The sequence below is a fragment of the Pseudomonas sp. HMSC076A11 genome (genome assembly GCF_001810205.1).
Classification (GTDB): Bacteria; Pseudomonadota; Gammaproteobacteria; order Pseudomonadales; family Pseudomonadaceae; genus Pseudomonas; species Pseudomonas aeruginosa.
In genome coordinates this window covers 319081-342613 of record NZ_KV800287.1, presented here as the reverse complement: position 1 = coordinate 342613, position 23533 = coordinate 319081, and the positions used below count along the sequence as shown (strand labels likewise).

Sequence of the window (23533 nt, the reverse complement as noted above, 5' to 3'; positions counted from 1 at the left end):
CACACCTCAGTGTCACACCGGCCTGGAACGGCCGGTAGACTGAGCACAAAAGCCTATAAAATCAAGCTCTTGTGTAGTTGATGGTGGAGCCGGGGGGATTTGAACCCCCGTCCGCCAGCTCTCCGCTATCGGTTCTACATGCTTAGCCAGCTCTACTGAGTTAACTCCGCGCCGCCCGAGTGGCAGGGTGCTTGGAGCGAGCTGTATGAGTTTTAGCCGTTACGTCTACAGCGAACTTGGCGGCGATCCTGTTCTATCTGACAGTCGTTTCGGGTTTACAGGCATCCCCTAGCGACTGCTAGCCGCATTAAGCAGCTAGAGCGTAGTTGTCGTCGTTGGCAACTATAAGTTTGCAGCAGCGAATTTACGAGTTCTGCTACCAGCTCGGCATGCCCCTCAAGTTTTGTTACCGGCGTCGAATCCTAATCGGCCCCAAAACCTTGACAGGTCGACGACCAGTCTACGGCAAAGGGCTGCGAGAGTCCAATCCGCCGCTCATAAACCTTTGACGCCGCTGGGTTTCCCCTCCGGAGGCGGGCTCAGGTCCAGGGGTTTGTCCGGTGCCTTGGCGTTCCGCCCGGGCGCCAGCTGTTTTTCCACGTCGGCCTGGATCGCCTGCAACACCGGTTGCAGGTCGCGCATGTTGTCGCGGACCTTGGGGTAAGGGTGGTCCTTGGCGAAAGCGGCGATGCGTTCCAGCAACTGGGCGCGCACCGGGGAGGGCAGGTGGATGAACAGCTCGGGCATTTCCTTGGCCAGTTCGGCGGAGTAGAGCACCAGGTCCTGGCGCTCGAACTGGGCGGTGAGGCCGAGGTAGTCGAGGGCGCTGCCGGTGAGCATCGCCGCGGCCGCCTTGGTTTCCTGCATGCCCTGCAGGCGCGCGGGGTTGCGCTGCTCGGCCTGGGACAGGGTCATCCAGAATTCGACGGTGAGGGTGAACAGGATCGACTGCTCGCGCAGCGAGTAGCTCATCAGGCCCAGCGCCTCGGCGCCGTAGGGCTGTTTGGCGGCGCGGAAATCGAAGTACAGGCGCATCAGCTCCTTGAGCTTGAACAGTACTTCGCGGGCCTCGTTCTGGCGGATCTCCAGGGGGCTGTAGATGTTCAGCTGCGGGCGGAAGTTTTCCTCGCTGACCATGCGCAGGTAGAGCGGCCCGGTGAATTCGCCGCTGCGTCGCGGCAGGGCGTTCTTCTGGGTTTCCTCGATCTTCTTCAGGGCGTCGATCAGCACCTGGTAGTCGTGGCTGTCCCAGGGCTTCTGGATGTCCGGGATGCGCTGGCCGAGGTAGTAGAGGTCGGCGGCCGCGAGCGGGCGGCCGAGAACCAGTAAAAGGATGGCCAGCGGCCAGAGCAGGCGGCGTGATAGGGTCGGCACGGACTTTCCTTGCGGGGCGCGTGGATCGGCCTAGGTTAGCGATGGCCGGGGCCGCCGTCACCCCGCGCTTCGATTGGGGCGGACGGGATGGCAACGGCGCAGTGGGACGGCTTGCAGGCGGTATTCGAGGACCTCGGCGGCTACGGCGCGCTGGCGCGCCAGGCGGCGCAGGGCGAGGGGCCGCTGGTGGGGCATCTGCAACGAACCAACATCCAGCTCGCGGCGATCCCGGTGTTCACCCGCAAGGGAGTCGCCGAGACCACGGTCAACGACCTGCTGGAGGCGGCGCGGGTCTCGCGGCGGACTTTCTACAAGTATTTCGCCGGCAAGCTGGAGGTGCTGGAAAGCATCTACCACAGCGCCGTGCAATTGCTGCTGGCGCGCTTCGGCGGGCTGCGCAGCGAGGCCGGCAGCGACGAGGACTGGTTGCGGGCGATGGTCTCGCTGTTCTTCGACTACCACCTGGCGGTCGGTCCGATCATTCGCATGATGCAGGAGGAGGCCCTGCATGCCGGCTCGCCGCTGGCGGCGCACCGGCAGCGCGCGCACCTGAAGATTATCGAGCTGTGGGCCGAGCGCCTGGGCGCCCAGGGTGCGGCCCACGATGCGCTGACCTACCGGGTGCTGATCTGGGCGATGGAGGCGGCTTCGCTGGAGCTGCTCAATGCCAGCGACCCGCTGGAGCTGCCGCGGGTCAAGCGGGTGCTCGGCGACCTGCTGGTGGGTACGCTCTGTCCCCGCACCCAGGCTCCGACGAGATTGCAAGGGTAACAGCCGGGCAGTCGCCGCTCGCGCCTACAGAACCTAGGTTGGGCTCGCAGTCCGTCGTGGCCATGCTCTGATGCCCTGTCATAACAACAAGACGGGAGACGTGCGTCCATGTCCGCGACACCCTATCTGCTGCAACCGCCGCTGGCGGTCGGATTCGCCCGCCTGGGCTTCGGCTCTCTCTCGCTGGAGTCGTTGCGCGAACGCTACGCCGCACCGTCCAGCGGCTCGCGCTTCATCGAGCTGGACGGTTTCCCGCTGCACTACCGCGACGAAGGCAGCCGCGACAAGCCGGTACTGGTGATGATCCACGGCGTAGTGGCCTCGCTGCACACCTGGGACGACTGGGTGAAGGCGATGTCGCCGTACTTCCGCATCGTGCGCTTCGACGTACCGGGCTTCGGCCTGACCGGGCCGGGGCGTGACAGCCGTTACTCTGGCGAGCGCATGGTGGCGATCCTCGGCCAGTTGCTCGATTTCCTGAAGATCGACAAGGCCTCGATCGCCGGCAACTCCCTGGGCGGCTATATCGCCTGGAACTTCGCCCTGGCGCAGCCGCAGCGGGTGGAGCGGCTGGTGCTGATCGACCCGGCCGGTTACCAGATGCGCAAGGTGCCGTGGATGATCGCCTCGGCGGCGCTGCCCGGCTCGACCCTGGCGATGCCGCTGTGGATGCCGCGAGCGCTGATCGCCCAGGGCATCAAGGAAGTCTATGGCGAGCCGGGGCGGATCAAGCCGGGGGTGGTCGACCGCTACTACGATCTGAGCCGCCGCCCGGGCAACCGCAAGGGCATGATGGAGATCTTCCGCGTGTTGCTGAAGGTCAACCGCGAGGAACTCGGCACCTCTGGCGAACGCATCGCCCGGATCGTCGCGCCGACCCTGCTGATGTGGGGCGAACGCGACCGCTGGATCTCGCCGAAGCACGTACCGCTGTGGCAACGCGACCTGCCGGGGATCCAGGTGAAGACCTATCCGGGCGTCGGGCATATCCCCATGGAGGAGATTCCCGAGCAGACCGCGGCGGATGCACTGCGCTTCCTGATGGCCTGATCCCAGGCCGTCATGAAGAAGCCCGCGCTGGTCAGTCGCGGGCTTTTTAATGCGTGGACGAAGGGCCGAAATACCAGGCAGGGCAGGGAAGCGATGCATGCCCCTCTCGCGGCGCGGAGGGGCGGCGAGGAGGGTCAGGCGGCCTTCGGTTCCGGTTCGAACTGGTCGCGGTACTGCTCGATGAGGTGCAGGTTATTGTGCTGCCAGGGGTGGAAGTCCTTCTTGTAGAAGTCCAGGTACACGCCCACCAGCGAGCGGAACACGCCGTCCTTGCCCCACAGCCACTTGATGCCGTCGCGCCAGACCTTGAAGTTCCACAGCAGGCCGTCGCGCTTGAGCATGTGGACCAGGCCCTTGGTGGTGTCGAGGGCGAAGAAGAAGGTGCCCTGGACCATCGCCCGGCGGCGCAGCCTGGCCTTGCCGTTGACCAGCATGAACACGTCGTAGGCCACCGCCTTGTGCTCGGTTTCCTCCAGTGCGTGCCAGCGCCACAGGCGGGCCATGGTCGGGTCGGCGCCTTCCAGCCACCTGGGGTTGCTCAGCAGGCCGTCGGCCATGATCGCGGTGAGGTGCTCCAGGGCCGCGGTGGCCGCCAGTTGCCGCGACGGGTGCAGTTTCTGCTGGGCGAAGCGGATGCGCCGTTTGGCGCCGCCTTCCAGGCGGTCGATGTCGTAGCCGAGGGCGCGCAGGCGGTCGCTGTAGACCAGGTGCTCGCGGCTGTGGTGGCCTTCCTGGCCGATGAAGCCACGGATCTGTTGCTTCAGCGCCGGGTCCTCGACCCGTTCGCGGTAGTGGCGCACGGAGTCGATGAAGAAGCGCTCGCCATCGGGGAACAGCACCGACATGGCGTTGAACATGTGGGTCTTGAAAGCGTCGCCGCTGTGCCAATGGCGCGGCATCGGATCGGGCAGGTCGAAGTCCAGATGACGCGGGCGGATCTCCAGACCTTCGGGGGTGGTGCTGGCCATAGCGGCTCCCTGTGATGGTGAAGGACCATGGGATCGACTATCGCTTGCGGGGGATAGCCTCACAAGGTTATCTTCTGCCAACTTTCCGGTCATATCCGGCCAGCGGTCAGAACAATAAACAGCCATGAAACAACCGCTCAATTTCACCGCCGAACTGGTGCCGGTGGCCTATGCCGAGGCACTCCTCGATCTTGTCGCGGAGTACGGCGTATCCCGCCAGGCGCTGTTCGACGCTGCGCGGGTGCGTCCCGAGGTGCTGGACAGCCCGAACGGCCGCCTGTCCTTCCTCGACTTCAACCAGCTCACCTACAGCGCCCAGGCCCTGTGCGGCGAGCCGGCGCTGGGGCTGGTGCTCGGCCAGCGCCTGAACGTCTCCGCCCACGGCATCCTCGGCTACGCGGTGCTGTCCAGCGCCAACTTGGGCAAGGCCATCCAGTTCGCCCTCAAGTACTACCGGGTGCTCGGCCTGGCCTACGAACTGGAACTGGTGCTCGATGACGGCCGCGCCGAGTTGCGCGCGGTGGAGTCGATGCCGCTGGGCGCCGCCTCGGTGTTCGCCGCCGAGGGCCTGATGGCGACGCTGTATTCCATCGCCTGCTTCCTGGTCGGCGAGCCGTTGCAGGACGTGCGGGTCGGCTTCGCCTATCCGCCGCCGGCCCATGCCCGGCGCTACGCCGAGGTGTTCGGGGTGGCCGCGGAGTTCGAGCAGCCCTGGCACTGGCTGAGCATGCCCAGCGAGTACCTGGAACGACCGATGGCGCTGGCCAACCCGGCCACGGTGCAGATGTGCGAGCAGCAGTGCGAGGCGCTGCTGGCCACCCTGGACGTCCAGGAAGGCCTGCTGACCCGTGTGCGCCGCCTGCTGCTGGCGCGTCCCGGCGACTTCCCCGATCTCGAACAGGCCGCCCGCGAACTGCACACCAGCGGGCGCAGCCTGCGCCGGCACCTGTCGTCGTTGGGCACCACCTACCAGCAGGTCCTCGACGATGTGCGCAAGCGCCTGGCGCTGCAATACCTGACCACCACCCAGCTACCGCTGTACGAGATCGCCCTGCTGCTCGGCTTCAACGATTCGTCGAACTTCCGCCGGGCGTTTCGCAAGTGGACCGGCAAGCTGCCCAGCGACTACCGCGAAGCGCCCTGAGCCGACGCCGGCGATCCTCGGCAGCGGATGGATGTGCCATGCTTGGCGTTTCATAGAAATCCATGGCGCGCTTGCCGCGCCGACCGTGATCGGAGTCTTGCATGTCGACATCCCCCGCGCTGATCCGCGAAACCTTTCCCGTCGGGCCTTTGCAGTGCAACTGCACCATCATTGGCGATCCGCTGACCAGGAAGGCCATCGTCGTCGATCCGGGCGGCGACCACGAACTGATCCTGCAGCGCCTCGACCGCCTCGGCCTGCAGGTGGTCAGCATCATCCATACCCACGCGCACCTGGATCACTTCCTCGCCTCCGGCGAGATGAAGAAGCGCACCGGCGCCAGCCTGCACCTGCACAAGGACGACCAGTTCCTCTGGGACAACCTGGAGATGCAGTGCCAACTGTTCGGCGTGCCCTACACGCCGGTGCCGGCCCCGGACCGCTGGCTGGCCGACGACGAGGAACTGGCCTGCGGTTGCGGAGTGGCACTGCACACGCCGGGGCATACGCCGGGCTCGATGAGTTTCTGGTTCCCCCGGGCGAAGCTGCTGATCGCCGGCGACACCCTGTTCCGCCGTGGCATCGGCCGCACCGACCTGTGGGGCGGCGACTCGGCGGCGATCCAGCGTTCGATCCGGCAGCGCCTGTACAGCCTCGACGAGGACGCCACGGTGGTCGCCGGCCATGGCCCGGATACCACGCTGGGCGAAGAGATGCGCGAGAACCCCTTCGTCAGGGGCTGAAAAGGATTTTTCCGAGCATCGGGAATTTTGCCACTTGGCTATGCTCTAAGATATCGGCCGCCCCTCACGCAGGGGCGTTTCAGTACCTCGAGGAGTAGTTTTCCCATGTTCACCTCCCGTTGCCTGCCTCTGGCCGCAGCCGTCACCGCACTGGCGCTGCTCGCCGGTTGTGCCAACAACAACCCCTACGACACGCAAAGCCAAAGCCAGGGTGGCATGAGCAAGACGGCCAAGTACGGCGGACTGGGTGCGCTGGCCGGCGCCGTCGCCGGCGCTGCGATCGACCACAACAACCGTGGCAAGGGCGCGCTGATCGGCGCTGCCGTTGCCGGCGCGGCCGCCGCGGGTTATGGCTACTACGCCGACAAGCAGGAAGCCGAGCTGCGTCGGCAGATGGAAGGCACCGGCGTGGAAGTGCAGCGCCAAGGTGACGACATCAAGCTGATCATGCCGGGCAACATCACCTTCGCCACCGATTCGGCGAACATCGCCCCGAGCTTCTACGCGCCGCTGAACAACCTGGCGAACTCGTTCAAGCAGTACAACCAGAACACCATCGAGATCGTCGGCTACACCGACAGCACCGGCAGCCGCCAGCACAACATGGACCTGTCCCAGCGTCGTGCGCAGAGCGTGGCCGGCTACCTGACCGCCCAGGGCGTCGACGGCACCCGCCTGAGCACCCGCGGCATGGGCCCGGACCAGCCGATCGCGAGCAACTCCACTGCCGACGGTCGCGCGCAGAACCGGCGCGTCGAGGTCAACCTGCGACCGGTTCCGGGCGCCCAGGGCCCGGCGCAGACCCAGCCGCAGTACTGATCGCGGCCTGGACGAAAAAGCCCGCCATTCGGCGGGCTTTTTCATGGGCGCTGGTCGGCGCTCTTCGTCCTACGCCTTGGCGTTACCGGGAAACTCGCGGTGCAGGCTGTCGAGCAACTGGTCCTTGCGCTCCCACAGCTGGTTGACCCATTGCTGGAATTCCGCGCGGTAGCCGGCGTCCTGGTCGTAGCTCTTGCCGACGAACTGGCGCGGAATCTCCAGTTCCTCGAAGCGCACCACGACGTCCTTCAGGCGTCCGGAAAGCAGGCACCAGAAGGTCGGGCTGCCGTCCGGGTAGTGGATGGTCACGTTGACCAGGGTCTTCAATTGCTCGCCCATGGCGTCGAGGACGAAGGCGATACCGCCGGCCTTGGGCTTGAGCAGGTGGCGGAACGGCGACTGCTGCTCGTCGTGCTTGGCGCGGGTGAAACGGGTGCCTTCGAGGAAGTTGAACACCGCTACCGGGATGCGGCTGAACTTGGCGCAGGCCTTGCGCGTGGTCGCCAGGTCCTGGCCTTTCTTCTCCGGGTGCCTGGCCAGGTAGGCCTTGCTGTAGCGCTTCATGAAGGGGAAATCGAGGGCCCACCAGCACAGGCCGATGATCGGGACCCAGATCAGTTCCTGCTTGAGGAAGAAGCGCAGCAGCGGGATGCGTCGGTTCAACTGGTATTGCAGGACGAGGATGTCGACCCAGCTCTGGTGGTTGCTGGTGACCAGGTAGGAGTGTTGGTACTCCAGGCCCTCCAGGCCCTGGACGTTCCAGCGGGTGCGCTGGACCAGGTTCATCCAGCCCTTGTTGCAGGCGATCCAGCCTTCGGCGATCAGGCTCATGATCTTGCTGCACAGGCGCTGGGCGGCGGCGAACGGCAGGAGCAGCTTGACCAGGGTCATGCCGAACAGCAGGCAGGCCCAGCACAGGGTGCTGGACACCAGCAGCAGGCCGGCCAGGGAGCCGCGCAGGAAATGGGGGAGAAACGACAGCATCAAGGAGTCCTTGTACGTAGGCGCCCGGCCAGGGCCGGGCGCGTGGAGCGGGGCGTGGTCCCGCCGTTCACATGGCACATCCTCGTGCCTGGCCGAAGCCAGTGCCGCCCACTGGGCGGCGTTCCTTCAGGCCGGGGCCTGGGCGTCCGCCTGGATGGCGGTGAGGGCGATGGTGTAGACGATGTCTTCCACCAGCGCGCCGCGCGACAGGTCGTTCACCGGTTTGCGCAGGCCTTGCAGCATCGGCCCGACGCTGACGCAATCGGCGCTGCGCTGCACCGCCTTGTAGGTGGTGTTGCCGGTGTTCAGGTCGGGGAAGATGAACACCGTGGCCTGCCCGGCCACCGGGCTGTTCGGCGCCTTCTGGCGGCCGACGCTGGCGATGGCGGCGGCATCATACTGCAAGGGTCCGTCGATCAACAGGTCGGGGCGCTGCTCGCGCGCCAGGCGGGTGGCCTCGCGAACCTTGTCGACATCCACCCCGGAACCGGAGTCGCCGGTGGAGTAGCTGATCATCGCGACCCGTGCCGGGATGCCGAAAGCCTGCGCCGACGCGGCACTCTGCACGGCGATCTCGGCCAGGTCACTGGCCGAAGGATCGGGATTCACCGCGCAATCGCCGTAGACCAGCACCTGGTCCGGTAACAACATGAAAAACACTGACGACACCAGGTTGTAGCCGGGCGCGGTCTTGATCAGTTGCAGCGCCGGGCGGATGGTGCTGGCGGTGGTGTGGATGGCGCCGGAGACCAGGCCGTCGACCTCGTCCAGGGCAAGCATCATGGTCGCCAGGACCACGCTGTCCTCCAGTTGCTGCTCCGCCATCGGCGCGTTCAGCCCCTTGCCCTTGCGCAGCTCGACCATCGGTTCGACGTAGCGCTGCCGCACCAGGTCAGGGTCGATGATCTCCAGGCCTTCCGGTAGCACGATGCCCTGGGCCTGGGCCACTGCCTGGACCTCCTCCGGCTTGGCCAGCAGCACGCAGCGGGCGATGCCGCGCGCCTGGCAGATCGCCGCCGCCTGTACGGTGCGCGGCTCGCTGCCCTCGGGCAGGACGATGCGCTTGCCGGCCTTCTGCGCGCGTTGCACCACCTGGTAGCGGAACGCCGGCGGTGACAGGCGCAGCTCGCGCGGCGTGCCGCAGCGCTGCTTGAGCCATTCGAAATCGATGTGCCCGGCGACGAACTCGGTGACCCGCTCGGCGCGCTCGCGGTCGTCCACCGGGATTTCCTTGTTCATCCGGTTCAGGTTGGTCGCGGTGTCGTAGGAGCCGGTGGCCACCGACAGCACTGGCAGGCCGCCCTGCAAGGCGCCGCGGCAGAGTTCCATGATCCGCGGGTCGGGCGGGAAGTCGCTGCACAGCAGCAGGCCGGCCAAGGGTACGCCGTTCATCGCGGCCAGGCTGGCGGCGAGGATGATGTCGTCGCGGTCGCCGGGGGTCACCACCAGCACGCCGGGCTTGAGCAGTTGCACGGTGTTGGGCACGGCGCGGGCGCATAGCACGATCTTCTGCACCCGGCGCTGCTCGTAGTCGCCGGCGTTGATCACCCGTGCGCTGAGCAGGTCGGCGATGTCGCGGGTGCGCGCGGCGTTGAGTTCGTCCTGCCAGGGAATGCAGCCGATCAGGCGGAAGTCGTCGCGCAGCAGCGGCGAGTGTTCGGTGAGGCGCCGGGCGAAGTCCGCCACGCCGTCCTCGGCGTTGGCCGCGTCGGCCTCGCCGCGGACCTTGTTGAGGATCACCCCGAGCACCTTCGGGTCGCGCGGGCCGCCGAACAGCTGGGCCTGGATCTCGATACGGTCGGTCAGTTCGGTGAGCGTCTCGTTTTCCGGCGCGGAGACCAGGATCACCTCGGCGTCGAGACTCTTCGCCAGGTGGAAGTTGACCCGCGCGGCGTAGCTGGCGTGACGGGTCGGTACCATGCCTTCGACGATCACCACGTCCTTGTCGGCGGCGGCGCGCTGGTAGAGGCTGATGATCTCTTCGAGCAGTTCGTCCAGTTGGCCGTCGCCGAGCATCCGCTCGACCTGGGCCAGCGGCAGCGGCTTCGGCGTATCCAGGCCGTGGGTGCGCGCCACCAGTTCGCTGGAGCGCTCCGGGCCGAGGTCGCCGGGATGCAGCTGGGCGATGGGTTTGAAGAAGCCAACCTTCAGCCCGGCGCGTTCCAGGGCGCGAAGCAGGCCGAGGCTGATCGAGGTGAGGCCGACGCCGAAACCGGTCGGGGCGATGAAGAAGGTATGCATCTGGGCTCCTTAAGCCGTGCGTTTGGCCACGCCGCCTGGTTGGGCGGGGGCGTCGATCCAGTTCAGTCGAGCAGGGCCAGCGTGTCGAGGGCGATCTGCCGCTCTTCGTTGGTCGGGATCACCAGTACCCGCGGATGCCCCGCGGCCTGGATCGGCCCGGCGACGCCGCGCACGCAGCGGGCGTTGGCCTCCTGGTCGAGGCGCAGGTCGAACAGCCGCAGGTGGGCGGCGGTCTTGGCGCGCACCAGCGGCGAGTTCTCGCCGATGCCACCGGTGAAGATCACCCCGTCCAGTTGCGGCAGGGCGCAGCTCATCGCCGCCAGGGACTTGGCCAGGCGGTAGCAGAACACCTCGATCGCCAGGGCCGCGCCGGGGTGGCCCTGCTCGCGCTCCTGCTCCAGGGTGCGCATGTCGTTGGACAGGTCGGAGAGGCCGAGCAGGCCGCTTTCGTTGTTCAGCATCGAGTCGATGCGCTCCAGGCTCCAGCCCAGGGTCCGCGCCAGGTGGCTGTGCAGGTTGGGGTCGACGTCGCCGCTGCGGGTGCCCATTACCAGGCCTTCCAGCGGGGTCAGGCCCATGCTGGTGTCGAGGCTCTGGCCGTTGACGATGGCGCAGGTCGAGCTGCCATTGCCAAGGTGGGCGCTGAGCCAACTGCTGTCGCCGACCGCCAACCCGGCCATTTCCGCGGCGCGGTGGCTGACGTAGCGGTGGCTGGTGCCGTGGAAGCCGTAGCGGCGTACGCCATGCTCGCGGTAGAGGGCTTCCGGCAGGGCGTAGCGGTAGGCGTGCTCCGGCAGGCTCTGGTGGAAGGCGGTGTCGAACACGGCGACGTGGGGCAGCTTTGGAAACAGCGTCATCGCTGCCTCGATGCCTTGCAGGTTGGCCGGGTTGTGCAGCGGCGCCAGCGGCGCGGTGGCCCGGATCGCCTCGACCACCCGGTCGTCGATGCGCGTGGCATGGGTGAACAGCTCGCCGCCATGCACCACCCGGTGGCCGATGCCGTGGAGCTTGCCGCCCGCGGCGTTCTGCACCATCGGCAGCAACTGGGCGAGGGCGGCGCGGTGGTCGGCGTTGGGAATCATCAGGCTGTCGCTGTCGCCGCCGCGCTTCCAGCGCAGCACCGCATCGCGGCTGCCCAGGCGCTCGGCGAGGCCGTGCAGGGGAAACAGGGAGTGGGCCTCGTTGACCAGGGCGAACTTGATCGACGAACTGCCGCAGTTGATCACCAGTATGTTGCGTGAGGGCATCACTGCTCCTTGGTCTGCTCTTCTTCTTCCCGGGCACACCAGCCGCAGCGAAATTCGCGGCCGAGCTGTCTGTGCCGCTCGTTTTCGTCAAGGACCCAGGCGCGCGATTGCCAGGGCGGTTGGTGGCGCAGGTGTTGAGTATGGCCACAGGACAAGACTGCCACCCAATGGCCTTCCTCGTCCTGATGAAAATCAATCACCCGCGACGGCGCTCGCGCGCCCCGTTCATCAGGGGCGCGGTCGCTTTCGGGGCTATTGATGCGTACACTTACGCATTCATCTTCTTTATCGAAAAGGTTTCGAACCATGCAGATCGCGGCCAACAAGGCGGTTTCCATCGACTATACCCTGACCAACGACGCCGGGGATGTCATCGACAGTTCCGCTGGTGGCGCGCCGCTGGTCTACCTGCACGGTGCCGGCAACATCATCGTCGGCCTGGAGAAGGCCCTGGAAGGCAAGAACGTCGGTGACGAACTGAGCGTCGCCATCGAGCCGGAAGACGCCTATGGCGAATACAGCGCCGAACTGGTCGCGACCCTGACCCGCGAGATGTTCGAAGGCGTCGACGAACTGGAAGTCGGCATGCAGTTCCACGCCTCGGCTCCGGACGGCGGCATGCAGATCGTCACCATCCGCGACATCGACGGCGACGACGTGACCGTCGACGGCAACCATCCGCTGGCCGGCCAGCGCCTGAACTTCAAGGTCAAGGTAGTCGACGTGCGCGAGGCCAACGCCGAGGAAATCGCCCATGGTCACATCCATGGCGAAGGCGGTCACCACCACTGATCGGCGTTCATTCGCCGATTGATGGCCTGGGCCGTCCGCCGGCGGAACTGCTAAGCTGGTATAGCGAAAGGCGCCTTTGGGCGCCTTTCGCGTCATGCGCCATGCCTGGGCTCTTTACCCCGTCCCTGGGGATGCGCCGCAGCCAGGGTTCTTGCCCGGTGCGGGGCTTGGCACGTTGTGTCGCTGAATGCGCAAGGAGTACGTCATGAGTGCCTTTCACGATCTCACCCTGCAGGGGTTGGATGGACAGGACCTGCCGCTTTCCCCGTTCAAGGGCAAGGTGCTGCTGGTGGTCAATGTCGCCTCCAAATGCGGCCTGACACCCCAGTACGCCGGCCTGGAGAATCTCTACCAGACCTACCGCGAGCGCGGTTTCGCGGTGCTCGGCGTGCCCTGCAACCAGTTCGCCGGCCAGGAGCCGGGCAGCGAGGCGGATATCCAGTCCTTCTGTAGCCTGAACTATGGCGTCAGCTTCCCGATGAGCGCCAAGGTCGAGGTCAACGGCAGCGCGCGGCATCCGCTCTATCGCCTGCTGGCGGGCGAGGGCGCGGAGTTTCCCGGCGACATCACCTGGAACTTCGAGAAATTCCTCCTCGGTCCCGACGGTCGCGTGCTGGCGCGTTTCAGCCCGCGCACGGCGCCGGACGACCCGGCCCTGGTGCAAGCCATCGAGAAGGCCCTGGGTTGATCTCCCCCGCGGGACGCGTTCGCGTCCCGCCGCTTCCTTTCCTGTCTTGCGCCGGTTCATGACGCAACGCGATAAGTCCCTGCCTGTAACGCCTGATCACCGCCGTTGATAATGCTGGGCGGACGAGACGACCGGTCATATTCTCTCGTTCCATGACTAGCAACCGACTCGACAAGCGCGAACTGATCCTGGCCAAGGGCTCCGAGGTCATGACCCGGCGTGGCTACCACGGCACCGGGGTGCTGGAGATCGTCCAGGCCGCGCGCATCCCCAAGGGCTCCTTCTATCACTACTTCGACAGCAAGGAAGCCTTCGCCCAGCAGGCCCTGGAGCACGTCTACGCGCCGCGCCTGGCGCGCTACGCCCAGGCCCTCGGCGACAGCCGCTTCAGCCCGCGCGAGCGGGTGCTGCGCTACTACGGCGAGCTACTGGAGCACTTCGCCCGCCAGGAAAAGCCCGAATACCACTGCTTCATCGGCAGCCTGAGCTTCGAGATGGCCGAGCTGTCGCCGCCGATCGCGGCCAAGGTCGAGTCGATCCTGCAGGCTTCCGCGCAAATCCTCCAGGACTGCCTGGAGCAGGCGCGCGAGGCCGGCGAACTGGCCGCCGACGAGGACTGCGCGAGCCTGGCCGGCTTCATCGGCTTCGCCTGGCAGGGCGCCCTGGCGCGCTTCAAGGTCGGCGCCGGCCTCGCTCCGTTGAATGCTTTCATGTCGCGCCTGGAGCTGCTGCTCCGCGCCTGATACCTGCCCGAACCTCCCATTCCCCCTCAGGAGTCCGTCCATGAGTGCCCCCGTAGAAGCCCTGTTCCAACCGTTCCGTCTCGGCGCCCTGGAGCTGCCCACCCGTGTGGTGATGGCGCCGATGACCCGCAACTTTTCCCCCGGCGGCGTACCCAACGCCAAGGTCGTCGAGTACTACCGCCGGCGCGCCGCCGCCGGCGTCGGCCTGATCGTCAGCGAAGGCACAACGGTCGGCCACAAGGCCGCCAACGGCTATCCGAACGTGCCGCGCTTCTATGGCGAGGACGCCCTGGCCGGCTGGAAGCAGGTGGTCGACGCGGTGCATGCCGAGGGCGGGCGCATCGTTCCGCAGCTCTGGCACGTCGGCAGCGTTCGGCGCCTGGGCGTGGAGCCGGACGCCAGCGTGCCCGGCTACGGCCCGATGGAGAAGGCCAAGGACGGCAAGGTGCTGGTCCACGGCATGAGCAAGGCCGACATCCAGGACGTCATCGCCGCCTTCGCCCAGGCCGCCCGCGACGCCCAGGCGATCGGCATGGACGGGGTGGAGATCCACGGCGCCCACGGCTACCTGATCGACCAGTTCTTCTGGGAAGGCAGCAACCAGCGGGACGACGAGTACGGCGGCAGCCTGGCCAATCGCTCGCGCTTCGCCGTCGAGCTGGTGCGGGCGGTGCGCGCGGCGGTCGGCGCGGATTTCCCGATCATCTTCCGCTTCTCCCAATGGAAGCAGCAGGACTATTCCGCGCGCCTGGTGGAAACCCCGGAGGGCCTGCGCGAGTTCCTCGCGCCGCTGGTGGAGGCCGGCGTCGATATCTTCCACTGCTCGACCCGCCGCTTCTGGATTCCCGAGTTCGAAGGCTCGGAACTCAACCTGGCCGGCTGGACCCGCGAGCTGACCGGCAAGCCGACCATTACCGTGGGTAACGTCGGCCTGGACGGCAGCGAGTTCCTGCAATTCTTCGGCAAAACCGACGAGGTGGCGCAGCCGGCGAGCATCGACGGCCTGGTGGAGCGCCTGGACAAGGGCGAGTTCGACCTGGTCGCGGTGGGCCGCGCGCTGCTGGTGGATCCGGAGTGGGCGGTGAAGGTCCGCGAGGGGCGTATCGGCGACATCAAGCCGTTCAGCCGCGAGGCCCTGGCCAGCCTGGTCTGAAGGCGCGTCCGCGACGCACCGGCCCGGCGCCGCGCCGGCAAGCAGATCCCACCCCTCGGGGTGGGATTTTTCATGGCCGTGATTTTTTCCGAAAACCCGCCGTGCGGCCGGCTGACTTCAAAGTCCGAAACGGGCATTGTATGACCGCCAACACAACAATAGGCCGAGAAACGGCCAGAGGAGCGAATCCATGCGTATCGGCCTGGTGGTCGACGCGACCTGCGACCTGCCGCCCGAATTCCTCGCCGCCCACGGCATCCGCGTGATGCCGATCGGGATCCGCCTGGGCGAGCAGCGGCTCATCGATCGACGCGACCCCGACACCACCCTGAGCTTCTACCGCGACCACCTGCCCAAGGTCGGTAGCAAGGACGGCAGCCAGCCGCTCTCCGCCGCCGAGTTGCAACAATGGTTCCTCGACGAACTGGTGACCGACTTCGACTACGTGGTCTGCCTCACCGTCGACAGCCTGCGCAGTCCGATCTTCGAGCACGCCACCCAGGCTTCCTTCGGCCTGCTCCAGCACTACCACGAGCGCCGCCACGCGGCCGGCATCGCCGGTCCCTTCACCCTGCGCGTACTCGACAGCCACTCGGTGTTCGCCGGCATCGCCTGCCTGGCGGCCGAGGGCACGCGCCTGCTGGCGCAGGGCAGCCACCCCAACGCGCTGCGTACGCGCCTCGAACAGCTCAGCCAGCAGACCTGCACCTACCTGGTCGCCGATGACCTGGGCCACTTGCGCCGGCGCGGCTTCCAGAAGGGTGATCGCAGCGGTTTCGTCGACCGGGTCAAGGGCGCAGCGCTGGGGTTGGGCTCGCTGCTCGACGTCAAGCCGGTGTTCAGCCTGGCCGATGGCGAGGACAAACCGGTGGCGCTCTCGCCGAGCTTCGAGAAGTCGGCGGAGAAGCTGTTCGGCTATGCCCTGGCGCGGGTACAGGCGGGTGAGCTGCTGGCACCGCAACTGGGTCTCAGCTATGCCGGCGATCCGACCGCGCTGCGCGACCTGCCGGGCTTCGCCGCGTTGGAGAACGCCTGCCGCGAGCGCGACATCCACTTGCACCTGGGCATGCTCAGCCCTACCGGCGGCATCAATCTGGGCGCCGGGGCCATGAGCCTGGGCTTCATCGCCACGCCGAAAGCCTTTGCCTGAGAGCTACTCGCGGCTGCGTGGCAAGGCCCCGCCATCCTCTGCCGGCGGCCGCTCGGGCTTCGACCGAGCGGGCTGGACCAGCGGACTGGCGCAGGCGTCTTCCAGGTAGTTCTGGAAGTGCTCGACGATACTGTCCCAACCTTGCCGGCTGGCGTGTTGGCGGGCGTTGAGACGGACCCGGCGCAGGCGTTCCTGGTCGTCCAGCAGCCAACTGGCGACTTCGACGAAGCCGCTCTTGTCGCCCGGCGCGGCGAGCACGCCGTTGTGCCCATGGCGGATGTGCTGGCCGGCGGCGGCCTGGTCGAAGGCGACCACCGCGAGGCCGGCGGCCTGGGCTTCGAGGACCACGTTGCCGAAGGTCTCCGACAGGCTTGGGAAGAGGAACAGGTCGCCCGAGGCGTAGTGGGCGGCCAGGGTTTCGCCGCGCTGGACGCCGCAGAACAGCGCTTCGGGCAGGTCCCGTTCGAGGTGCCTGCGCTCCGGCCCGTCGCCCACCAGTACCAGGCGCAGCTTCAGCTGCGGATGGGCGGCGCAGAGCGCGCGGAAGGTGCCGCCGAGCAGGCCGAGGTTCTTCTCTGCCGCCAGCCGGCCGACGTGCAGCACGGCGATGTCCTGTTCGCCCAGGCCCCAGCGCCGGCGTAGTTCGGGATCGCGCCGGGAGGGATGGAAGAGTTGGCTGTCGACCCCGCGGGAGAGCAGGTTGAGACGTTCGAAACCGCGCCGCTGCAATTCCATGCGCTGGCTGCCGCTGGGCACCAGGGTCATCTGCGTGCGGTTGTGGAACCAGCGCAGGTAGCCGGTGACCAGCCGGGTCAGCGGACCGAAGCCGTAGTGCTCGCTGTACTGCTGGAAGTTTGTGTGGAAGCCGCTGACTGCCGGGATGCCCAGGCGCCGCGCGGCGCGCAGGGCAGAGAAGCCGAGCGGGCCTTCGGTGGCGATGTAGAGCACGTCCGGGCGCTGGCGCTTCCAGCAGCGCAGCAGCTTGTGCAGGCTCGACATGCCCCATTGCAGGCCGGGGTAGCCGGGCAACGGCCAGCCGCGGGTCAGCACCAGCTCGGCGTCGCTGCGCCGGCCGTCGTCGCCGGGCTGGCGCGGGCGCACCACCTGGACCCGATGGCCAAGCTGCTGGAGACCGGCATGCAGGCGCCCCAGGGTATTGGCGACGCCGTTGACTTCCGGTGGGTAGGTTTCGCTGATCAGGGCGATGCTTAGAGGTCTGCTCATGACGTCAGTGTCGACCGACGCCGTGTAGCGGATGTGAAGTTTTGGTGACGCTTGCGTGACGGCGCCCCGGTCGGGGCGCCGTGGATTTCAGCGTTGCAGCAGGCGTGGGTTCTCCTCGCCGAAGATCTGCTTGCGCAGGGCCTTGAGGCGTTCGTCGATGGCGGCGTGACGCTGCTCCTCGCCGTCGACGCTGGCGAGCACCTCGGCGATCACCTTGTCCGACTCTTGCGCGTATTCGCGCAGTTGCTCTTCCTCGCCAGGCGTCGGCGCTTGCTGCTGGACGGAGGCGTTGTCCTTGAGCGCCATCCAGATCTCGAAGTCGAGCGCCTCGCGGCGCCTGGCATCGGCTTCCACATAGGGCGTCAGACGCTGGATCTCCTCGAAGGTCTGGCGCGGATCGGCGCCGACCGCCACCTCGCGCTTGAGCTGTTCGATCAGGCCTTCGGCGGCCTGCTTGCGTTCGATCTCGGACATCTGCCCGGCGTTGCGGCCGAACTCGCCGAGTTGCTGTTCCAGGTTGTCGGGAGCGGTGGCTGTATTCATCTCGGGGGCTCGGGAAGGAATGGAAGGTTTTGCCGCCGGTGTGGCCTGCGGGGGAGACGCGAAGGGCGCGACGGGCGCCGGCTCCGATGGGTAAAGCAACAGGACGGCGCCGATGGCCGTGCCGCAGAGCAGCAGGGCCAGCAAGGTCCAGGTCAGGGTAGGTCTCATGCGATGGACTCCTCGCTTCAGGTCGCTGCGATGTCGAGCAATGGATCGCTCCTGCTCGGCTTGCCGGTCTCGACGTGTCCGGCCAGGCGGCGGAAATAGTTGGCTTCCGTATTGCTGGCGGTCACGCTGAGGTCGTACCAGTCCTGGCTGCTGCGTAACAGCCACACTTCACTGATCGCCTGGTTCGGTTCGAGTTCATAGCGACGGCTGCCCTCCCGGGTATAGGCCGGGTTCGGCGTCACCGTCACGCTGCACGGCAGGCGGCCGAGATTGCGGATGTTCAACTGCAGGTTGCCGTTGCGTTGATAGGTGACCGATACCTCGGGCCGCGCCATCTGCGCGGCGAGATGCAGGTTGCCGTGGAACTCGCGGAAGAAGCCGTTGGGGCCGTGCACCTCGAAGGCGTAGCGGCCGTTGGCGTCGAGCAGGTCGTCGAGTTCGTCGTTGAGGGTCCGGCCCAGTTCCTCTCCGCTTTCCTGGACCACCGGATAGCTGGTCACGGTATAGAAGCGCGGATTGCCGACTTCCCGCGGCTGCACCTGGAATACCGCAGCGGAGTGTCCCTGCGGATTGCCCGGCAGGCTCATGCCGTCGTTGCCCAGGGTCAGGCGCAGCTTGCCGGCGGCGATGTCGAGGGCCAGCGTGGCGTGCAACTGGTAGGGCACCGCGAGGGTAGGGCGCTGGCCCTTTTCCTGGCCGGGCAGGCTCTTCGGCTCGTAGGACCAGTACTTGGGACTGGGCCGGTAGAACTGCTGCCAGTAGGCGTCCTCCTTGCGCGCGTCGCTCTGCGGGACGTTGGTCAGGTCGGGGGCGACCTGGGTATCGCCTGCGCCCTGGAAGTCGAACAGCGAAGTCAGGTCGCCGCAGACGGCACGCCGCCAGGGCGAGATGTTTTCCTCGACGACGCCGAAGCGGCGTTCGAGGAAGCGCAGCACCGAGGTATGGTCGAACACTTCGGCGCTGACCTTGCCGCCCTTCGACCAGGGCGAGATGGCGATCAGCGGGACGCGGTGGCCGAGCCCGATGGGCAGCCCGCTGGATACCTCGATCTCGCCGGCGGTGCTGACCGTGGAAAGGCCGACGCCATCCTTCCACGGCGGCACCGGGGCGCTGGCGTGGTCATAGAAGCCGTCGCCCTCGTCGTAGTTGAGGATGAACACGGTCCTGGCCCAGACCTCGGGGTTGCTGGTCAGCGCCTCGAGCACCCGGGTCACGTAGTACTCGCCGAACGAGGGGCCCCACCAGGGATGCTCGCAGTAGCAGTAGGGCGCGACGATCCACGACACCTGCGGCAGCGTTTTCTCCTGCACATCCTTGCGCAACTGGTCGACGCCGCGGGCGAGCATGGCGCGCTGCCAGAGGTCCGAATCGCGCGGAGCGTTCTTGAAGTTCCTGAACCAGGCGAGGGCGTTGCAGTCGTAGTTGTTCTGCTCCTGGAGCCGGTATTTCCAGTAGGCGTCGACGTACAGGTACCAGAGTGACGAGGAGCGGTAGCCGCCTTCCTGGTAGACCCGCCAGTCCACGCCAGCGGCGCTTAGCCGCTCGGGATAGGTGGTCCAGTCCACCGTGCCGCTGGCGCCGATGGTGCCGTCGCCCATGTCGTTGCCGATGTGTACGTCCTTGCCGTCGCCGCTGGGGGCGGCGCGTCCGCTCATGTGGTAGAGGCGGTTCGGATTGGTCGGGCCCATCATCGACTGGTGGTAGGCCTCGCACAGGGTGAAGGCGTCGGCCAGGGCGTAGTAGTAGGGAATGTCGCCGCGCTTGAAGTAGCCCATGGCTTCGGGGTACTGCACCGCCATCCACTTGTCGTTGCGGCCCTGGTTCCAGATCGCGTGGAAGGCCGACCATTCATGGTTCTGCGAACTCACCCACTGGGCGCTGGTGACCTTGGTATCCCAGTGATAGGGGGAGAACTCGTACTTGTAGTTCTGGTACCAGACCGGCTTGCCGTCCTGGCGCTTGAGCGCGCGAGGGTCGTTGAAGCCGCGGACGCCGTTGAGGTGGCCGAAGTAGTGATCGAAGCTGCGGTTCTCCTGCATCAGGATGACCACGTGCTGGACGTCCTGGATGGTTCCGGTGCGGATGTCCGGCTCGACGGCCAGGGCGCGCCGGAGCGTCTCCGGGAACAGCCCGGAAAGGCCGGCCAGGGTAGCGGCCTGGGCGCCGTGCTTGAGAAAGGTTCGACGGCGGAATTTCCAGTTTTCGGTCATCGTTTTATTTCCCGGGTGGTTTTTTGATTTCCATCAATCTGCGTACTTCTTGTTTCGAGATGATTAATCGTCTTCGCTGTTTTTCCGGCAGGGAATACAGCGAGCCGATGGTTTCATGGCGATAATTTATCGGTTGATCCCGAAAGCGACTTCGATATGACCTTGAGCGACAACTTGAGAAGTTTTTCGGGATAAAAACAAAGGGCATGGAAATGGAGTTCCATGCCCTTGTCGGTTGAATGAAAGGTCACTTGTTCATGTGTTTAAATCACATTTTATTTGACGACTTTCATGCGTCATAAAGTTGGCTGGCGAATCTCGCAACCTTGGCTGGAGCCCGCTAGGGAGTGGTGCCGAGCACCTCGAAGGAGCGGGTCGATCCGCCGATTTCGCTGATCTTCTGGGTCCAGAAGTTCTTCGCGTTGCCGTAGTGCCTGATGTAGTAATGGCCGGGCTCGGTCCCTGGTGGAATGGACCAGTTGATAGTCGCTTTCGAGGCAGATATACCCACTCTCTCCCAGCGGTATTGAGTATCCCAGTCATTATCGGTGGCAACGGTCACGGGCGTCTGTTTGCCATCCTTGCCGATATTCACCACTTCCAGGAAAGTCTTCTCGGTGCGCAAGTCATTCTTCGGATGTCCGGTCACGAAAGCGACGGTCACCTTGTCGCCGATGCGATAACTTTCCCTGGGTTGTTGCAACACGTCGCCGAAGGACTTGCCGATATAGGGATCGTCGGCCACTACTCCGGTCTGGAAGTTCATCTGGCAGCAGGACAGGTCCGGCGCTATCGCCGAGGTTTCCACCGGCAGGCGTTCGCGCAGCGCCACCGCCATGTCGACGAACAACTGCTGGTAGGCGGCCTGGGTCCAGGGGCCGTAGAGGGTCGAGCCGCCTTCGTATTCCTGGGCGGCGTATTCCTCGCGGGTGGTGACGTAGCTGGCATAGGCATTCGCGTAGCCATTGAAGACCACATGGCGGATACCGGCCGCTTCGCTGGCCGCCTGCACCGCGCGGCGGATCCGCACCCCGGCCATCACGGTGAACTCGGCGGGGGCGCCGAGCAGTTCCAACTGGCCGATGCGGAACATCTGGATCGGCAGCACCGTCGGCGTCCAGGGGTAGGGTTTCTTGTTGCCGGTGTCGGCGAGGATGGTCTTTTCCGCCTGGCATTGCACCAGTTCCTGCGGCGGCACGCCGGTGAGCAACCCGCCCAGGGCCGAGAGGAACGGATTGTTGCCTTCCTCCAGCCCCAGCGGGCCTGGACCGTCTTCGGTGCTACCGGCGGCCAGGCTGGTGCCGATGGCCGCGGTGCACAACTGGCGCGGCTGGCCGTCGGTGAACTCCGGGCGGATCGGCAGGCGGGTGAAGTCGACGAAACGGAAGCGCGAATCCAGTTCGCCGAGCACTTCCTCCTGGGCCTGGCCGGCGATCTCGTAGGCCTTGGCGAATTGGCGCAGACCGATCTCGCGGGTGTTGTCGAACTCGTTGTCGAAGGGACCGGAGCCGGGCTTCAGGTTCAGGTTGGGCGACAGGTTGCCGGCATTGGTCTGGGCGAAGGCGGCGACGAAACCGCTCTTGCGGCTGACGTCGTGCTCCCAGTGATAGGAGGCGTAGCCCTTGTTGTCCGGGGAGATCAGGTGATTGGCGTTGGTCATCGAGGTGCTGTGCACCGGGAACCAACTGATCGCGCCGGCCAGCTCGCCGTTGGCGTCGACGAAGCTGAGCACGCTCATCTGCGGGTCGATGCCATCCTCGTAGCCGGCGATGTCCGGATTCTTCAGGTGCGACAGCAGCGAGCGGTTGCGGCTGGCGTTGCGCAACTCGCCGCTGCCGTAGAACAGGCGGCCGGGCTGCAACCTGGCCTGGGCCCGCTCGATGGAGCGGACGATGCCGTCGACGATGGCGTTGAAGGTCTTTTCCTGGAAGCCGAGCACCGACAGGTTGTACATCGCGTAGTGGGAGAAGCCGCCCGGACCGGAGTGGGTGTGGGTGGCGGCGAGCATCACGTTGTTCTCGTCGTAGACACCGGGGTACTTCGCCTTGAGCCGGGCCAGGACATTCAGGTGCACGGCCTGGAAGATCATCCCCAGGTCGGTGTTGACGTAGACCAGGCGACGTCCGCTGGCCGCTTCCTCGATCACGAAGGCACGCGCCCACTGGCGCATGTGGATGCCGGCGGTCTTCTGTTCGAGGGAGGAGTAACCCATCATGCCGACTTCGGCGGCTTCGCCGGTGATGTCCGCCTTGCCCAGGCCGAAGCGGTAGGGCAGGTCGTCGGCCCTGGCAGGCATGGAGAGCGCCAGCAGGACGCAGGACAGCAAGAGCGCGGTGAATGCGGAACGTGACATGGCGACCCTCTTCTTGTTTTCCGCCGCTGGGCGGGCTGGGGACGGTGGTCATCGAAAGCGGGCCGGAGCCTGCTTCGCCTGGTTGCCACTGTAGTGCCAGGGTGGTGGAGTCGAGGGGGGCGTAGCGGACAGGAAGGGGGTGAGCGCCGGCCATCCTGCATGGACGGCAAGGCAGGCGGGTAAAAAAAGGCCGCCTGCGTGGGGAGGCACCGGCGGCCAGTCGGTTCGGCAGCGTCGAGCCGGTCTGCAAGGGCTGGCGCAGGTCTCGGCTGCGGCCTGCGCCGACGCTCCCGAGGGCATTCGTAGTGTGCCCGACGCCGGCTGTCAGGGTGCTGACGCCCGCCTGACAATGCCGACAGCGGACACCGGGCGCATGCTTATTTCACCAGCGCCTTCTCGCCTTCCTCGCGGACCCAGAACAGGGTGGCGCCGGCGACGGCGGCGGGCATCATGACCAGGTTGACCAGCGGGATCAGTAGCGCCAGGTAGGTCACCCCGCCGAAACCCATGCACGCCCAGCGCTTGCTGCGCAGCCAGGCGAGCATCTCGTTCCAGCCGAGCTTGTGGTTGTCCGCCGGATAGTCGATGTACTGCACCGCCATCATCCAGATGCCGAAGAGGATCCACAGCGGCGTGGCGATCAGGTTGACCCCGGGCACGAAGCTCAGCACCAGCAGCACCAGCGCGCGCGGCAGGAAGTAGGCGAGCTTGCGCATCTCGCGACCCATGGTGCGCGGGATCATCGCCAGCAGTTCGGCCCAGCTGAACGGCGGGAAGTCGTCGCGGCCGCGAACCACCACCTCGACCTTTTCCGAGAGGAAGCCGTTGAACGGCGCGGAGATGATGTTGGCGACCATGGTGAAGGTGAAGAACACGATCACCAGCACCAGCAGGACGAACAACGGCCAGACGATGTACTGCAGGAAGCTCAGCCAGTCGGGCAGGCTGGGCATCAGCAGGTCGACCCAGTGGCTGAACTGCTGCATCGCGAAGCCGATCAGCAGGGCGAACACCAGCAGGTTGAGGGTCAGGGGGATCAGCACGAACAGGCGCAGGCCGGGACGCATGATCAGCTTCAGGCCTTCGCCGAGGTATTGCGGGCCGCTCAGGGCTGGCATAGGGAATGGTTCTCCGATGGGATGCGGGCTGAAACCTTAGCAGACTGGCG

Annotated in this window: 21 protein-coding genes and 1 other RNA gene; 10 read left to right on the top strand and 12 right to left on the bottom strand. The window is 66.2% G+C overall.

Features of this window, described 5'->3' with window-relative positions; all coding sequences use genetic code 11:
* Nucleotides 1–81 precede the first annotated feature (81 nt).
* Both ssrA and HMPREF2716_RS09270 read right to left on the bottom strand, forming a co-directional pair.
* Nucleotides 82–434: a transfer-messenger RNA gene (gene ssrA / locus HMPREF2716_RS09275) on the bottom strand.
* Between the two features lie 61 nt (nt 435–495).
* Nucleotides 496–1374, bottom strand: a complete 879-nt coding sequence (locus HMPREF2716_RS09270) for a hypothetical protein (protein ID WP_009875993.1) — start codon at nt 1372–1374, stop codon at nt 496–498.
* 87 nt (nt 1375–1461) lie between these two features.
* Here HMPREF2716_RS09270 and HMPREF2716_RS09265 point away from each other — a divergent pair, with 87 nt between their 5' ends.
* Together HMPREF2716_RS09265 and HMPREF2716_RS09260 are read left to right on the top strand one after the other, a co-directional pair.
* Complete coding sequence (locus HMPREF2716_RS09265; protein ID WP_003116489.1) at nt 1462–2145, top strand: TetR/AcrR family transcriptional regulator; 684 nt, start codon at nt 1462–1464, stop codon at nt 2143–2145.
* 108 nt (nt 2146–2253) lie between these two features.
* On the top strand, nt 2254–3195 hold the full coding sequence (locus HMPREF2716_RS09260) for an alpha/beta fold hydrolase (RefSeq protein ID WP_003085798.1): 942 nt from the start codon (nt 2254–2256) through the stop codon (nt 3193–3195).
* 134 nt (nt 3196–3329) lie between these two features.
* Here the strand turns inward: HMPREF2716_RS09260 and HMPREF2716_RS09255 are convergent, their stop codons facing one another.
* On the bottom strand, nt 3330–4163 hold the full coding sequence (locus HMPREF2716_RS09255; RefSeq protein WP_003109433.1) for a metal-dependent hydrolase: 834 nt from the start codon (nt 4161–4163) through the stop codon (nt 3330–3332).
* Between the two features lie 124 nt (nt 4164–4287).
* Here HMPREF2716_RS09255 and oruR point away from each other — a divergent pair, with 124 nt between their 5' ends.
* From oruR to HMPREF2716_RS09240, 3 genes are all read left to right on the top strand, one after another.
* Nucleotides 4288–5307, top strand: a complete 1020-nt coding sequence (gene oruR / locus HMPREF2716_RS09250; RefSeq protein WP_003114220.1) for an ornithine utilization transcriptional regulator OruR — start codon at nt 4288–4290, stop codon at nt 5305–5307.
* Nucleotides 5308–5408: 101 nt separating this feature from the next.
* Nucleotides 5409–6050, top strand: coding sequence for an MBL fold metallo-hydrolase (locus HMPREF2716_RS09245; protein ID WP_003085806.1), 642 nt, complete (start codon nt 5409–5411; stop codon nt 6048–6050).
* Between the two features lie 105 nt (nt 6051–6155).
* Nucleotides 6156–6869 (top strand): YiaD family glycine zipper/OmpA-like lipoprotein, encoded by a 714-nt coding sequence (locus HMPREF2716_RS09240; RefSeq protein WP_003085808.1) that lies wholly within the window; start codon nt 6156–6158, stop codon nt 6867–6869.
* Nucleotides 6870–6938: 69 nt separating this feature from the next.
* On the opposite strand, the gene HMPREF2716_RS09235 is transcribed toward HMPREF2716_RS09240, so the two are convergent.
* The 4 genes from HMPREF2716_RS09235 to HMPREF2716_RS28650 form a co-directional block, all read right to left on the bottom strand.
* Entirely contained in the window at nt 6939–7853 is a 915-nt protein-coding gene (locus HMPREF2716_RS09235) for an acyltransferase (RefSeq protein ID WP_003085811.1), read from the bottom strand.
* 126 nt (nt 7854–7979) lie between these two features.
* Nucleotides 7980–10094 carry a phosphate acetyltransferase gene (gene pta, locus HMPREF2716_RS09230; RefSeq protein ID WP_003114221.1) on the bottom strand — a complete coding sequence of 705 codons (2115 nt, stop codon included), beginning with the start codon at nt 10092–10094 and terminating at the stop codon, nt 7980–7982.
* Nucleotides 10095–10156: 62 nt separating this feature from the next.
* Nucleotides 10157–11341, bottom strand: coding sequence for an acetate kinase (locus HMPREF2716_RS09225; protein ID WP_003085814.1), 1185 nt, complete (start codon nt 11339–11341; stop codon nt 10157–10159).
* Nucleotides 11341–11679, bottom strand: a complete 339-nt coding sequence (locus HMPREF2716_RS28650) for a DUF3565 domain-containing protein (RefSeq protein WP_003109430.1) — start codon at nt 11677–11679, stop codon at nt 11341–11343. Before HMPREF2716_RS28650 ends, HMPREF2716_RS09225 begins: the two co-directional genes overlap by 1 nt.
* On the opposite strand from HMPREF2716_RS28650, the gene HMPREF2716_RS09220 reads away from it, so the two are divergent.
* From HMPREF2716_RS09220 to HMPREF2716_RS09200, 5 genes are all read left to right on the top strand, one after another.
* The gene (locus HMPREF2716_RS09220) at nt 11648–12133 is read left to right on the top strand and encodes an FKBP-type peptidyl-prolyl cis-trans isomerase (protein ID WP_003085816.1); all 486 of its coding nucleotides are present in this window, start codon (nt 11648–11650) and stop codon (nt 12131–12133) included. The two genes, HMPREF2716_RS28650 and HMPREF2716_RS09220, sit on opposite strands and share 32 nt — an antisense overlap.
* 205 nt (nt 12134–12338) lie before the next feature.
* Nucleotides 12339–12821, top strand: coding sequence for a glutathione peroxidase (locus HMPREF2716_RS09215; protein WP_003109429.1), 483 nt, complete (start codon nt 12339–12341; stop codon nt 12819–12821).
* Between the two features lie 152 nt (nt 12822–12973).
* Nucleotides 12974–13564, top strand: coding sequence for a TetR/AcrR family transcriptional regulator (locus HMPREF2716_RS09210; RefSeq protein ID WP_003085819.1), 591 nt, complete (start codon nt 12974–12976; stop codon nt 13562–13564).
* Nucleotides 13565–13604: 40 nt separating this feature from the next.
* Nucleotides 13605–14717, top strand: a complete 1113-nt coding sequence (locus HMPREF2716_RS09205) for an NADH:flavin oxidoreductase (protein ID WP_003120762.1) — start codon at nt 13605–13607, stop codon at nt 14715–14717.
* 190 nt (nt 14718–14907) lie between these two features.
* Complete coding sequence (locus HMPREF2716_RS09200) at nt 14908–15867, top strand: DegV family protein (protein WP_003114223.1); 960 nt, start codon at nt 14908–14910, stop codon at nt 15865–15867.
* A 3-nt stretch (nt 15868–15870) separates the two neighbouring features.
* On the opposite strand, the gene HMPREF2716_RS09195 is transcribed toward HMPREF2716_RS09200, so the two are convergent.
* The 5 genes from HMPREF2716_RS09195 to cysZ form a co-directional block, all read right to left on the bottom strand.
* A complete protein-coding gene (locus tag HMPREF2716_RS09195; RefSeq protein WP_003116486.1) occupies nt 15871–17091 on the bottom strand; it encodes a glycosyltransferase family 4 protein in 1221 nt (406 codons plus the stop codon).
* Nucleotides 17092–17178: 87 nt separating this feature from the next.
* Entirely contained in the window at nt 17179–17802 is a 624-nt protein-coding gene (gene plcR, locus HMPREF2716_RS09190; protein WP_009315289.1) for a phospholipase C accessory protein PlcR, read from the bottom strand.
* 17 nt (nt 17803–17819) lie between these two features.
* Nucleotides 17820–20012, bottom strand: a complete 2193-nt coding sequence (locus HMPREF2716_RS09185; RefSeq protein WP_043494651.1) for a phosphocholine-specific phospholipase C — start codon at nt 20010–20012, stop codon at nt 17820–17822.
* Between the two features lie 340 nt (nt 20013–20352).
* Nucleotides 20353–22365, bottom strand: coding sequence for a ceramidase CerN (cerN, locus tag HMPREF2716_RS09180; RefSeq protein ID WP_016263827.1), 2013 nt, complete (start codon nt 22363–22365; stop codon nt 20353–20355).
* A gap of 377 nt (nt 22366–22742) precedes the next feature.
* Nucleotides 22743–23483, bottom strand: a complete 741-nt coding sequence (gene cysZ / locus HMPREF2716_RS09175; RefSeq protein ID WP_003116482.1) for a sulfate transporter CysZ — start codon at nt 23481–23483, stop codon at nt 22743–22745.
* Nucleotides 23484–23533 lie beyond the last annotated feature (50 nt).

Bases quoted from the DNA above. Each gene is read 5' to 3' on its own strand.
- oruR (WP_003114220.1), top strand. From the start codon at position 4,288: ATGAAACAACCGCTCAATTTCACCGCCGAACTGGTGCCGGTGGCCTAT.
- HMPREF2716_RS09220 (WP_003085816.1), top strand. From the start codon at position 11,648: ATGCAGATCGCGGCCAACAAGGCGGTTTCCATCGACTATACCCTGACC.
- HMPREF2716_RS09210 (WP_003085819.1), top strand. From the start codon at position 12,974: ATGACTAGCAACCGACTCGACAAGCGCGAACTGATCCTGGCCAAGGGC.
- cerN (WP_016263827.1), bottom strand. From the start codon at position 22,365: ATGTCACGTTCCGCATTCACCGCGCTCTTGCTGTCCTGCGTCCTGCTG.
- HMPREF2716_RS09255 (WP_003109433.1), bottom strand. From the start codon at position 4,163: ATGGCCAGCACCACCCCCGAAGGTCTGGAGATCCGCCCGCGTCATCTG.
- HMPREF2716_RS09245 (WP_003085806.1), top strand. From the start codon at position 5,409: ATGTCGACATCCCCCGCGCTGATCCGCGAAACCTTTCCCGTCGGGCCT.
- HMPREF2716_RS09225 (WP_003085814.1), bottom strand. From the start codon at position 11,341: ATGCCCTCACGCAACATACTGGTGATCAACTGCGGCAGTTCGTCGATC.
- HMPREF2716_RS09200 (WP_003114223.1), top strand. From the start codon at position 14,908: ATGCGTATCGGCCTGGTGGTCGACGCGACCTGCGACCTGCCGCCCGAA.
- HMPREF2716_RS09240 (WP_003085808.1), top strand. From the start codon at position 6,156: ATGTTCACCTCCCGTTGCCTGCCTCTGGCCGCAGCCGTCACCGCACTG.
- pta (WP_003114221.1), bottom strand. From the start codon at position 10,094: ATGCATACCTTCTTCATCGCCCCGACCGGTTTCGGCGTCGGCCTCACC.
- plcR (WP_009315289.1), bottom strand. From the start codon at position 17,802: ATGAGACCTACCCTGACCTGGACCTTGCTGGCCCTGCTGCTCTGCGGC.
- HMPREF2716_RS09185 (WP_043494651.1), bottom strand. From the start codon at position 20,012: ATGACCGAAAACTGGAAATTCCGCCGTCGAACCTTTCTCAAGCACGGC.
- HMPREF2716_RS09195 (WP_003116486.1), bottom strand. From the start codon at position 17,091: ATGAGCAGACCTCTAAGCATCGCCCTGATCAGCGAAACCTACCCACCG.
- HMPREF2716_RS09205 (WP_003120762.1), top strand. From the start codon at position 13,605: ATGAGTGCCCCCGTAGAAGCCCTGTTCCAACCGTTCCGTCTCGGCGCC.
- cysZ (WP_003116482.1), bottom strand. From the start codon at position 23,483: ATGCCAGCCCTGAGCGGCCCGCAATACCTCGGCGAAGGCCTGAAGCTG.
- HMPREF2716_RS28650 (WP_003109430.1), bottom strand. From the start codon at position 11,679: ATGGAAACCGCCTTGTTGGCCGCGATCTGCATGGTTCGAAACCTTTTC.
- HMPREF2716_RS09235 (WP_003085811.1), bottom strand. From the start codon at position 7,853: ATGCTGTCGTTTCTCCCCCATTTCCTGCGCGGCTCCCTGGCCGGCCTG.
- HMPREF2716_RS09260 (WP_003085798.1), top strand. From the start codon at position 2,254: ATGTCCGCGACACCCTATCTGCTGCAACCGCCGCTGGCGGTCGGATTC.
- HMPREF2716_RS09215 (WP_003109429.1), top strand. From the start codon at position 12,339: ATGAGTGCCTTTCACGATCTCACCCTGCAGGGGTTGGATGGACAGGAC.
- HMPREF2716_RS09265 (WP_003116489.1), top strand. From the start codon at position 1,462: ATGGCAACGGCGCAGTGGGACGGCTTGCAGGCGGTATTCGAGGACCTC.